This is a genomic window from Ligilactobacillus pabuli (assembly GCF_022836475.1).
In the GTDB taxonomy this organism is placed as follows: domain Bacteria; phylum Bacillota; class Bacilli; order Lactobacillales; family Lactobacillaceae; genus Ligilactobacillus; species Ligilactobacillus pabuli.
The window spans coordinates 59,440-71,901 of record NZ_BQXH01000014.1 but is presented as its reverse complement, the minus strand read 5'-3'; the positions used below and the strand labels follow the sequence as shown (position 1 = coordinate 71,901).

Sequence of the window (12,462 nt, the reverse complement as noted above, 5' to 3'; positions counted from 1 at the left end):
CTGGCCCCAGCCACACACACCAGCACTTTAAACTAGCTATCAAAGTATAAAAAAAGAACTCCACCTTTAAGATAGAGTTCCAAGGACCATCAACACTATTTGACAAAGTCCCATATTTTTTTCACTGAAATTAGCTAAATTTTTGTAGGAAAGTGGGCTGAAAGAGTGTATTATAGATAAAGATTTTGTAAATTTAACTAATAAACAGATCGAAGCTAGGACTAAAAAGCGAGAGTTAAACGAGTGACTGCGCTCTGTTATTTAGTCGAGCTCCGAAGCTCAGAAGATTCCGCCTAGCCAGTTCGAGCATCACAGCGCCTAAACCGCGCTATCCTGCCCGATCTCACTAGTGCTTGTCTTCTCCCGAGTTTCTCCGCTCTGTATACTTTAAGGGGGAGTTCCATAATGAAAGAACCACTAATTTCTTTTAAAAATATTACTAAAACCTATGACAATGATGTGAATGTGTTAGAAAATTTGAATTTTGAAATCGAAGAGGGTAAATTTTATACCTTATTGGGACCATCTGGGTGCGGCAAAACGACGATTTTAAAAATGGTCGCCGGTTTTTTGCAACCCACCAGTGGGGAAATCCTATTTAAAGGACAAAAAATTACTGATGTTCCTGCTAATCAACGAGAAATCAATACTGTTTTTCAGGACTATGCTTTATTTCCTAATATGAATGTTTTTGAAAATATTGCTTTTGGTTTGAAAATTAAGAAAGTGCCGGCTAAAGAAATCAAACAAAAAGTGACCAAAGCCTTAAAACTAGTGCAGCTTCCTGGTTTTGAAAAACGAGGGATCAGCGAGATGTCTGGCGGTCAAAAACAGCGGGTTGCTTTGGCTCGGGCGATCGTCAATGAACCCATGGTGTTATTGTTAGATGAACCACTATCGGCTTTAGATCATAAATTACGGTCAGATATGCAATATGATCTGCGTGAATTACAACGAAATTTAGGCATTACTTTTATTTTCGTGACTCATGACCAAGAAGAAGCACTCGCAATGAGTGATGAAATTTTTATTTTAAATGATGGCAAAATTGTGCAAAGTGGTTCACCGGTCGATATTTATGATGAACCAATCAACCACTATGTCGCTGATTTTATTGGCGCCAGCAATATTGTCAAAGCAACCATGCTAGAGGATGAACTGGTAGAATTTACAGGACATCAGTTTGAGTGTGTCGACGGCGGGATGCGTCCGAATGAAGCAGTTGAAGTGGTTTTACGACCAGAAGATCTGGAACTAACAGATGTGGCGACTGGTAAATTACAGGTTAAAGTCGAAGCACAACTCTTTTTGGGAGTTCACTATGAAATTGACTGTTTCGACCAAGAAGGTAACGAATGGATCGTGCACTCGACCAAAAAGTCGGTGCCAGGGCAGTGGATCGGTTTGACCTTTATGCCCGAAAATATTCATGTGATGCGGTTAAATGAGTCTGAAGCTGAATTTGACGCACGCTTGGAAAGTTACGATGAATAGGAGGTCTGACTGATGCAAAAAATGCGCTCTCTTTTTGCAGTCCCATATGCTTTGTGGCTGATGTTCTTTGTGTTTGCGCCGATTGCTTTGATCGTGGGATATTCTCTAATGGATATTAATGGTCATTTGACCCTGACCAACTACCAGGATTTCTTTTCTTCCAGTAATTATTTGTTACTAACATTGAGTTCGTTTTGGTATGCCTTATTGATCACATTATGTACTTTGTTATTTGGGTATCCGATGGCCTATTGCCTAACCCATTTAAAACACCGTGATTTATGGCTGATGCTGGTCATCTTACCGACCTGGATCAGTTTGTTATTGAAAGCCTATGCCTTTATTGGAATTTTTGGGATCCATGGCGGGGTCAACCAATTTTTAGGACTCTTCGGGATTCCTGCGCGCCAGATCTTATTTACTAACTTTAGTTTTGTTTTTGTGTCAGCATATATTGAATTGCCATTTATGATTTTACCAATTTACAATTCACTAGTAGAAATTGACTCATCACTAATTTTTGCGAGTTATGACCTAGGCGCAAATAAGTGGCAAACATTTACCAAAATTATTTGGCCGCTATCTTTGAGTGGGGTAAAAAGTGGGATCCAAGCCATTTTCATTCCGTCGTTATCACTGTTTATGCTGACCCGTTTGATTGGCGGTAATCATGTGATCACCTTGGGGACAGCCATTGAAGAACATTTCTTAGTCACGCAAAACTGGGGAATGGGAGCCACGATCGGCGTTGTTTTAATCATTATCATGCTCTTGGTCATGGGCTTGACTCGGCAAAGAAAGGGCGGTAGTTAAAGATGAAGAAAAATAAAATCGCGACACTTTATTTAACTGTGATGTTTATTGTCTTATACCTCCCGATCTTCTATTTGATTGGCTTTTCTTTTAACGCTGGACAAACGATGAACAAGTTTACCGGTTTTTCTCTAGTTCATTTTCAAGAATTATTTAGTGACAGTCGGTTGTTATTGATCTTATTGGAAACTTTTTTGCTGGCATTTTTGTCTGCATTACTGGCCACCTTGGTCGGGATTTGTGGAACCCTGTGGATCCGCTACACCAAAAAAAAGGTGACCAAAAATGCCTTATTGGCTGCAAATAACTTGTTACTAGTTTCGCCCGATGTGATCATTGGTGCTAGTTTCTTGATTTTATTTACTGTCTTGGGCAAGGTGATCTCGGGTTTTAATTTGGGCTTCTTAACTGTGTTATTATCACACGTGGCCTTTTCGGTACCGATCGTGGTCTTGATGATCTTACCTCAGCTAGAAAAGATGAATGAATCACTGATTTTTGCTGCGCAAGATTTGGGGGCTAACTATTGGCAAACATTAACTAATGTGATTTTACCGTATTTGACACCTGGAATTATTGCCGGTTATTTTATGGCATTCACTTACTCGCTAGATGATTTTGCGGTCACTTTTTTTGTGACCGGCGGAGGCTTTACGACGCTATCAGTTGAAATTTACTCGCGGGCTCGTCAAGGAGTCAGCTTAGAAGTTAATGCCTTAAGTACACTAGTCTTTGTCTTCGCGCTAGTCTTAGTTGCTGGCTACTATTGGATCAGTCAAGATGGTAGTAGTTCTAGAAAAAAACGCAAGAAACGAGGCTAAACTATGAAAAAATTACAAACTTTATTTCTAGGTGTACTCGTGATCATTGCTGTTTTATTTGCGGGAGTTCTACAATTAAAGAAACAGACGGGAATGTCTGGAGCTGAAACGGTCAATATCTATAACTGGGGCGATTACTTGGCCCCCGATTTGATCACTAAGTTTGAAAAAGAAACTGGGTATAAAGTTAACTACGATACTTTCGATTCCAATGAAGCCATGTATACCAAAATTAAGCAGGGTGGGACCTCGTATGATATCACAGTTCCTAGTGATTATATGACACAGAAAATGATCAAAGAGCACTTAGTGACTAAGCTGTCAGCTGATAAAATTAAAGGTTTGGCTAATATTGGGCCGGCATATTTGAACCGGTCTTTTGACCCGCACAATCAGTACTCAATTCCTTATTTTTGGGGAACATTAGGAATTATCTATAATGATAAGTTTTACCAAAAAACAGACGTCGACCATTGGAGTAAATTGTGGGATCAGAAATTTCGGAATCAGCTCATGTTTATCGATGGTGCGCGAGAATATTTGGGAGTTGGTTTACTAACGCTCGGTTATTCACAAAACACAACTGACCAAGCTAAACTGCTTGAGGCCAGTGCAAAATTACGTCAGCTGAAGCCAAATATTAAAGCTATCGCAGCGGATGAAATTAAAATGTATCTGGCTGATGAAGAAGGTCGCGTTGCGGTTGAATATTCGGGTGAGGCATCAGAAATGTTAGCGGAAAATTCCCACCTCCACTATGTGATCCCACAAGAAGGGACTAACGTTTGGTTTGATAACCTGGTGATCCCACGTTCTGCTCAAAATAAAAAGGGAGCCTATGCCTTCATTAACTTTATGTTACGTCCAGAAAATGCAGCCAGGAATGCTCGATATATTGGTTATTCCACCCCTAATCAGGCGGCATTAAAGTTATTACCGGCTAAGATCAGACAGAACCAGGCTTTTTATCCTAGTCAGGCACAACTGCGGAAAATGGAAGTGTATCAGGATTTAGGGCAAAAAAAGGTACAAGAATATAATGATTTATATTTGACCTTAAAAATTAAAAAATAGGACAGTCGATTAACTTAATTAGCTAGTTTTACGGCAAATACTGTTGTCAGGCAGGCGCAATTGAGCGTTTGACTTTTTTAATCGCGGCACAAAGGACTAAATCTTAATGAAATTGAAAACGTTGCTAGACCAATGATAATGTACATTCAAGGTTGGTTCTGCTACAATATAGGTTAGTATTTTTTTAAATTAAGGGAGAAAAGTAGTCAGTGAAAATTATGGATGGCGTGAATTTAACGCTTAAACCAACCAAAAAATATAAAACTAATCGGATCTTGGTGTCTTTTACCACCAATATTACTGATCCAAGTGAAATTACTGCCCGGACATTACTGGCAGATCTATTAGAAAGCACTAGTGTACACTTCACGACGCAGCGAGCAGTTGCTTTGAAGTTATCTGAATTATATGGTGCTAGTTTTGGGACCTCAGTAAGTCGGTATGGTAATGTTTATGGCCTGAATTTTATTATTAATGTTGTTAACGATAATTACTTGGCCGGGTCAACTAATTTGTTACAAGAAACCTGCGATTTTTTACGGGAAATGATTTTTGCCCCGCAAATTGTGGCAGACCATTTTGATGAAGAAATTTTTAACATTCAAAAACAAAATTTAACTGCTTTTTTGTCGTCACTAGATGATAATAAACAGCACCAAGCTTTATCACGCATGAATTCGCTCTATTTTTATGATCAATCACAAAAAATTCCGACGGTCGGCAGGGTGACGGATGTTCCAAGTCTGACTGCAACTAAGATGGCGGCATACTACCATCAGATGTTGGCTAATGATCAAATCAATATTGTGGTCTCTGGCGATATTGCGACAGATGAAATGGTCCAAGCCTTAAGCGATTTGCCGTTTACACCACGCCCAAGCAAGCAGTTAGACCTGTTTTATTCGCAAGCTGAATTACAGGCGGTGAACGTGAAAAATGATCGAGAAGCAGTCAGTCAAAGTAAACTTAACTTGGCTTATAGTTTCCCGATAGATTTTAAATCGCCGACTCGATTTGCAGCGATGGTCTTTAATGAACTGTTTGGCGGTTCGGCATTATCATTATTATTCCAAAATGTGCGCGAGAAAAATAGTTTAGCCTATTACGCCGAAAGTGACATGGACTTTTTCCGGCAAGAAATGTGGGTTCAAACTGGGATTCAGTCTGAAAACAAAGACCAGGTTTTAGCAGTGATTGCTGAACAGTTAAAACAGCTGCAAGCTGGACAAATTGATGAAGGGCAGTTAAAGAAAATTAAAATTGGCATGATCAATTCTTACACTGGACGTTCAGATAGCCAAAATACCGCTTTAAGTCGCGGGTTAGGTGCTAGTCTAACGGGAGTCGTCACAACTGAAGCAGATTGGGTGGCAGGAGTCCAGGAAGTGACTGCAAAACAAATTGCAGAGGTTGCTGGTTTAGCTCATTTACAAGCAGTGTACTTTTTAGATGGAGGCGGCCAATGAATTTACAAAAAATAGCCTACCCGCAATTTAATGAAAATTTATACCGGACAACTCTGGCCAACGGATTAACGGTGAATTTGCTGCCCCGTGAAAATTTCCATAAGACTTATGCGGTCATGACCACTAACTATGGTTCTTTGGATACCAAATATTATAATGTGCAGGGAAAGTTGTGCACTGTTCCAGCTGGAACAGCACACTTTTTGGAACATAAATTATTTGAAAAAGAAGACCACGATGCTTTTGACTTATTTGGTGAATATGGTGCGGATGCGAATGCATTTACTAGTTTTACCAAAACCAGTTTTTTGTTTTCAACGACAGCCAATGTTAAAGCTTGCCTGCAAACGCTCTTAGATTTTGTCCAAGAGCCATATTTTTCTCCACAAACGGTTGAAAAGGAAAAAGGCATTATCGGTGAAGAAATTTCGATGTATGATGACGATACAGATTGGCAGCTGTTTTTTGGAATGCTGCGTAACTTATATCCCAAAGACCCGGTAAGTGTTGATATCGCGGGAACAAAGGAAACGATTGCTCAAATCGATGCGACGGTTTTATATGATTGTTACCGTCAGTTTTACCAACCGGCTAACATGGACCTCTTTGTGGTCGGCGGCTTTGATTTGGCAGAAATTAGTGAAGTGATTGACGCTAATCAGGCAGCTAAGACCATTCCAGCTCCAATACAAGACGTGACGTTAAATACATTTTTGACAGCTTCAGGTCAAGATGTTGTGACTTTCTCTGAAAAGAAAATGAATGTGACTCGACCAAAGTCAATGATCGGCATCAAAGGGATGCAGCCAGTTCCTAAAGGACGGGCCGGATTAAAATATAAGCTGAATCTAGAATTAGGGTTATATCTCTTATTCGGTGAATCGTCACCACTATTTCAAAAAATGTTCCAAGTCGGAATAGTTGATGATTCCTTTAACTATGAACTGGAGATGGAACGCGGTTTTCATTTTGCGGTTATTTCAGCAGATACCGTTTCGTATGCAGAAATGGAAAGTGAAGTCAAGCAGACCTTACGTGAAGCCCATCAGATCCTGGAAGGGTCAGCCGCCGAATTGGCGTTGGCCAAAAAGGAATTTTTAGGGCAGTATATTCAAGCTCAAAACTCGTTAGAAAGTATTGCGAACGGTTATGAGGGCCGGTTATTTGACCACGCCACCGTCTTTGATTATGCTGTAGAAGTGCAAAAGATTTCGTTGGCAGATGTAATAGCTGCCGTGGATTCCTTGTTAGCGCCGCAAGTCTTCAGTACCTTTCGGATCTTGCCGGTGACAAAGTAAAGCAAACTAATTTTTGTAATGAGTCAGAAGGAGATTAATGGAGGTCAGTTTAATGCAAGGATGGGCATTAATTTTAGGCGCCTCAGGAGATATTGGGACGCAAACAGCACAAGACTTAGCTCAACAGGGCTGGTCGCTTTATTTACATTATTTTAATCATCAAGAAAAAGCACAGCAATTGCAGCAAGAACTGCATGCCAAATATCCACGACAAGACTTTTTGTTAGTCCAGGCTGACTTGACCCAACCGAACAGTGCACAGGCCATCGCCCACCAGTTATTTGGCTTAGATGCGGTGATCTTTGCACAGGGAACAACTGACTATGGTTTGTTTGCTCAGGAAGACCCCGGTGCTTTAAACCAAATGTTAGCGATGCAGGTCCAAACCCCATTGAGTTTAGTTCAGATACTGCAGCCGAAATTAGCTGCTAGTCAGCATGGCCGCATTGTGTTTGTCGGTTCAGTTTATGGCGGTGCCGGCAGTGCGATGGAAGTGGGGTATAGTACGGTTAAAGGGGCGTTGACGGCCTTTGCCAGTGCTTATAGTCAAGAAGTTGCTTCGATGGGAATCACGGTCAATGTGATCGCACCGGGAGCCGTAGCGACACGGATGAACCTGACATTTACACCGGAAGAGCGCGATGAAGTTGCGGCGCAGATCCCTGCCGGTCATTTTGCACAACCAGAAGAAATTAGTTATTGGATCTGTTCTTTGCTTGACCAACGTGCGGGTTATTTAACAGGGCAAACGATTTATGTTACTGGTGGTTGGCTAAAATAATGATTTCTTAATGAAATGGTTGAGATTACTATGATATACTGGTAAATGATTGGTATGTTTAAATTATGTAAAAAGATATGGAGTAATTACAGTGAGCGAAATCGGACAAACATTAAAAAGTGCACGAGTCGAAAAAGGCCTGACCCTAGACGATTTGCAACAAACTACTAAAATTCAAAAACGTTACTTGATTGCAATCGAAGAAGAAAATTTCGATGCTTTACCAGGTAACTTTTATGTACGTGCTTTTATTCGTGAGTATGCAGAAACAGTGGGACTAGATCCAAATGAACTGTTAGCTCAAGTTGACAGTGAACTGGGACAATCAACCGAAGAACCGACAGCAACCAAAGAGTCGGTCTCACGGATGAATTTACGCGAAAAAAATCAAGATACTGAATTAACTCAAGGTCAAAAGATCCTGAATTATTTACCAACGATCGTCATCGTGGTAATCGTCTTAGCAATTATTGGCACTATTTTCGGCGTTTCATACAATAACAAGCGTCAAGCACAAAAAACCGTTGATAATAACGTGGAAGTTTCTTCTGAAGTATCTACTAAGAAACCTGCAGCCAAGGCTAGTTCAAACGCTAAAAAAACGGCTGCACCTAAGAAGAAAGCCAAACCTGTGAAAAAAGCTAAGAAGGCTAAGAAAGCTAAAAAAGAAAAGCAAAAGTTGAGCCTAACTGCAAATACTGGTTCGAATTTCACTTATAGTTTAACTGGTGCACCCAAGAAGAATAAAATTTCTTTGAAAGTTTCTGGCGGGGCAGCTTGGAATGCAGTTTCTGCTGACGGTGTTCAGACCTGGCAGGCAACGATGTCTGACGGCGAAAATCAAACAGTAGAAATTCCAGCCGGCGCACAGACGATCACGATTCAATTAGGGAACTCAAAAGCAACTTCAATTACAGTTAACGGTAAGAAGTTTGATTTTATGAAGGATAATGACACGTTGACAGTGCGGACTTTGACTTTGCAACTAGCAACTGATGGTGCAAGTGCGGACCAAACTCAAGCAACACAGAATGACCAAAACTCCCAAGCGCCAGCAGCGGGGACAACTGACGCTAATACGCAGGCACCAGCTGACACGACGGGGGCAACTCAAGCGCAAGATCAAACCCAAGCGCAAACACCAACTAGCTCAAGTGCACCAGCAACCACTGATGCTGCTAGTTCTAACAACAATGGTACTAATTAATAAAAAAGGAGTGGAATGACATGAATCTTCCTAACAAGTTAACAGTGATCCGGATCCTCTTGATCCCTGTTTTCATTTTAATTTTAGCTTTACCGCTTGATTGGGGTACAGTGACGATTGCTGGAACAATGATTCCAGTCGTTGATTTAGTGGCAGCAATTATTTTTGCAGCTGCTTCATTAACAGATTTAGCCGATGGAAAAATTGCACGTCGAAACCACTTAGTAACTAACTTTGGTAAATTTGCTGATCCATTGGCAGACAAAATGTTAGTGATGACTGCTTTTATTTTCTTAGTTGAATTAGGCAAGGCCCCAGCCTGGGTCGTGACAATTATTGTCTGTCGTGAATTGGCTGTAACAGGATTGCGTTTGATCGTGGTGGAAAATAACGGACAAGTGATGGCAGCAGCTATGCCAGGTAAAATCAAAACGACATCACAGATGTTTTCAATTATTTTCTTATTCCTGAATAACATCTTTTTTGCCAATATTCACTTACCAATTGGTGAAATCTTGCTATATATTTGCCTGTTCTTCACGATTTACTCTGGAGTTGAATATTTCTACAATGCACGCGATGTTTTTGCTGATTCATTCGGTAAAGACTAGATTGCATCTAATTAGACTGAGACAAGCGATTGCCTTAGTCTATTTTTTTGGAATAAAAGCAGTAGTTAAGTTTCTAGAAATCTAGTGGTATGATGGACAGTAAAGATTAATAACACAGAGTGGAGTAAGCCGCCTAAGACTCGAGCCTTATCAGAGACTAGTCTTTCGTGCACTTTTGGGATTGAAGGCTGGGCTAAGATCGGCGGAAAGTCTTGGTTGACGAAGCTTGACTAAAAAATTTGAAAAAAATTACGCTAACTTTGACCAAAAATCGCAAAAAAAGCGTAATACTAAGTGGAGGTAGTTAGTATGCATGCAGAAGTTATTGCAGTAGGGACAGAAATGCTCTTAGGTGAGATCACAGATACGAACTCGCAAGTCATTAGTGAGGGCTTGGCACAACTAGGAATCGATGTGTACTACCACAGCTTAGTTGGAGATAACGAACAAAGAATGACAGAAACGATTACTTTAGCGGCTTCACGGAGTGACTTAGTCGTGATTTCTGGCGGCCTGGGACCAACGCCAGATGATTTGACCAAACAAGTTGTTGCCAAATACCTGCACCGGCAGTTAGTAGTTGATCAGGAAGCTTTAGCACAAATCACGACTTTCTTTGCCGAACGTCACCGAGAAATGACGCCTAATAATCGGATCCAGGCAATGTATATTGAGGGAGCACAGTCTTTGCCTAACTATGTTGGCATGGCCGTCGGTAACTATTATCAAAATCCAAACGGCGCAGACTTTTTGTTGTTGCCTGGACCACCACAAGAAATGCAGACTATGTTTGAACAAGTGGCGAAGCCGTTACTGGCCAAAAATTATGCCGGGCAGCAAGTCTTAACTTCTCGTTTATTACGCTTTTATGGCATTGGTGAAGCTAACTTGGTGACTAAATTAGCGGATTTGATCGACCAGCAGGTTAACCCAACCATTGCCCCCTACGCGAAAGACAATGAAGTGACTTTGCGTTTGACAGCATCTGGCAGTGATGAAATGACTGACCAAAAATTATTAGACGAACTGGAAACTAAAATTCGGGCTAGAGTGGGCGAGTATTTGTACGGTTACGGTGAAAAAAATAGTTTGCCGGCAGTGGTAGTTCAAGAATTGACCGAACGCGGGTTGACAGTTTCAGCCGCTGAAAGTTTGACAGGCGGTGGTTTTCAAACAGCGGTTACCGCAATTCCTGGGGCGTCCAACGTTTTTCCCGGCGGTTTTGTGACCTATGCGGCTGAACAAAAGGAAGCCATGCTAAAAATTGATGAAGAAGTGGTCGAACAGTACGGGGTCGTCAGCGAACAAACTGCAATCGCGATGGCCGAACACACCCGACAAATTGTCGGCACGGACTATGCAGTTTCCTTTACGGGGGCGGCAGGTCCTGATTTCTTAGAGGGACATCCGGCCGGAACTGTTTGGCTAGGTTTGGCCGGTCGAGATATTCAGACCCAGGCGAAGTTATATCATTTTTCATATGACCGGCAACATGTTCGCAACAGTGCTATCATGGCTGGCTTTGGTTTATTGCAAGAAGCTTTAACTACAGAAAATTTCAAACATTAGTTCGATTTTACTTGCGTTTTGGCTGAAAAATCAGTATGATAATTATACGGTATTAATCGAAAGTTGCCTAAAGAGGCAATAAGGAGGAACTTGCTCGTGGCTGATGAAAGACAAGCGGCACTAGATGCTGCACTGAAAAAAATTGAGAAAAACTTTGGTAAAGGCTCGATCATGCGAATGGGCGACAAAGCTGATACTCAGATCTCAACGATCCCGAGCGGATCATTAGCACTGGATGAAGCATTAGGTGTTGGTGGCTACCCTCGTGGTAGAATTGTAGAAATATATGGACCTGAAAGTTCAGGTAAGACGACGGTTGCTTTGCACGCTGTGGCTGAAGTTCAAGCCCAGGGCGGGACAGCTGCTTATATTGATGCTGAAAACGCGCTAGACCCGGTCTATGCAACGGCCTTAGGGGTCAATATTGATGAACTTTTGTTATCTCAGCCTGATACTGGGGAACAAGGTTTGGAAATTGCGGATGCCTTAGTTTCTTCCGGTGCCGTCGACATCGTTGTCGTGGACTCGGTGGCAGCTTTGGTACCTCGAGCAGAAATCGAAGGCGAGATGGGTGATGCCCACGTTGGCCTGCAAGCCCGGTTGATGTCTCAAGCATTGAGAAAATTATCTGGAACAATTAATAAGACAAAAACGATTGCAATTTTCATTAACCAGATCCGTGAAAAAGTCGGTGTGATGTTTGGTAACCCGGAAACGACCCCAGGCGGCCGGGCTTTGAAGTTTTACGCAACGATCCGTTTAGAGATTCGTCGTGCTGAACAGATCAAAGATGGGACTGACATTGTGGGGAACCGTGTTCGGATCAAAGTTGTCAAAAACAAGGTTGCTCCACCATTTAGAAAAGCTGAAGTTGATATTATGTACGGTGAAGGTGTTTCTAAGACTGGTGAACTGATCGATATGGCGGTCGAAAAAGATATCGTGCATAAGAGTGGCTCATGGTTTTCGTATGGCGAAGCGCGCATCGGTCAGGGACGGGAGAACGCCAAAAAGTATATGGCTGAACATCCTGAAATGATGGCTGAAGTCACGAAGAAAGTCCGTGAAGCTTATGGCATCGCCGATGACGTTAAAACCAAAGAAAAAACTGGGAGCAAAAAAGACCAGTTAGACCTAAATTTATCAGATAAGAATCAAAAAGCACCAGAAAAAAATAAAAAAGAATCCAAAAAATCAGGCCATATGAGTTAGCCTGAGTAAAAGACACCCATTTCATTTTGAGGGGTGTCTTTTTAAATCTTGGGATTTTATGATAATTTGATTGACAGATACTGACAATAAACATTAGAATAAGTATGTGTGTATAA

General features: G+C 41.4%; 11 protein-coding genes. All 11 read left to right on the top strand.

Going from position 1 to position 12,462, the window contains the following annotated elements; genetic code table 11:
- The first annotated feature begins 405 nt into the window (after positions 1-405).
- The 11 genes from LPAF129_RS07870 to recA all read left to right on the top strand — a co-directional run bounded on the left by LPAF129_RS07870 (position 406) and on the right by recA (position 12,346).
- Positions 406-1,494: an ABC transporter ATP-binding protein gene (locus LPAF129_RS07870; RefSeq protein ID WP_244055807.1), complete on the top strand. Its 1,089-nt coding sequence runs from the start codon at positions 406-408 to the stop codon at positions 1,492-1,494.
- A 12-nt stretch (positions 1,495-1,506) separates the two neighbouring features.
- On the top strand, positions 1,507-2,307 hold the full coding sequence (locus tag LPAF129_RS07865) for an ABC transporter permease (RefSeq protein ID WP_244055806.1): 801 nt from the start codon (positions 1,507-1,509) through the stop codon (positions 2,305-2,307).
- A 2-nt stretch (positions 2,308-2,309) separates the two neighbouring features.
- Positions 2,310-3,128 (top strand): ABC transporter permease, encoded by an 819-nt coding sequence (locus tag LPAF129_RS07860; protein WP_244055805.1) that lies wholly within the window; start codon positions 2,310-2,312, stop codon positions 3,126-3,128.
- Positions 3,129-3,131: 3 nt separating this feature from the next.
- Positions 3,132-4,202 carry an ABC transporter substrate-binding protein gene (locus tag LPAF129_RS07855; RefSeq protein ID WP_244055804.1) on the top strand — a complete coding sequence of 357 codons (1,071 nt, stop codon included), beginning with the start codon at positions 3,132-3,134 and terminating at the stop codon, positions 4,200-4,202.
- A gap of 218 nt (positions 4,203-4,420) precedes the next feature.
- Positions 4,421-5,668, top strand: a complete 1,248-nt coding sequence (gene yfmF / locus LPAF129_RS07850) for an EF-P 5-aminopentanol modification-associated protein YfmF (protein WP_244055812.1) — start codon at positions 4,421-4,423, stop codon at positions 5,666-5,668.
- Entirely contained in the window at positions 5,665-6,966 is a 1,302-nt protein-coding gene (gene yfmH, locus LPAF129_RS07845; protein ID WP_244055803.1) for an EF-P 5-aminopentanol modification-associated protein YfmH, read from the top strand. Before yfmF ends, yfmH begins: the two co-directional genes overlap by 4 nt.
- 52 nt (positions 6,967-7,018) lie before the next feature.
- Entirely contained in the window at positions 7,019-7,747 is a 729-nt protein-coding gene (gene ymfI, locus LPAF129_RS07840; RefSeq protein ID WP_244055802.1) for an elongation factor P 5-aminopentanone reductase, read from the top strand.
- Positions 7,748-7,838: 91 nt separating this feature from the next.
- On the top strand, positions 7,839-8,954 hold the full coding sequence (locus tag LPAF129_RS07835) for a helix-turn-helix domain-containing protein (RefSeq protein WP_244055801.1): 1,116 nt from the start codon (positions 7,839-7,841) through the stop codon (positions 8,952-8,954).
- A 20-nt stretch (positions 8,955-8,974) separates the two neighbouring features.
- Positions 8,975-9,565, top strand: a complete 591-nt coding sequence (pgsA, locus tag LPAF129_RS07830; RefSeq protein ID WP_244055800.1) for a CDP-diacylglycerol--glycerol-3-phosphate 3-phosphatidyltransferase — start codon at positions 8,975-8,977, stop codon at positions 9,563-9,565.
- Positions 9,566-9,874: 309 nt separating this feature from the next.
- A complete protein-coding gene (locus LPAF129_RS07825) occupies positions 9,875-11,134 on the top strand; it encodes a competence/damage-inducible protein A (protein WP_244055799.1) in 1,260 nt (419 codons plus the stop codon).
- Between the two features lie 96 nt (positions 11,135-11,230).
- Positions 11,231-12,346, top strand: a complete 1,116-nt coding sequence (recA, locus tag LPAF129_RS07820) for a recombinase RecA (RefSeq protein WP_309296507.1) — start codon at positions 11,231-11,233, stop codon at positions 12,344-12,346.
- Positions 12,347-12,462: the final 116 nt, after the last annotated feature.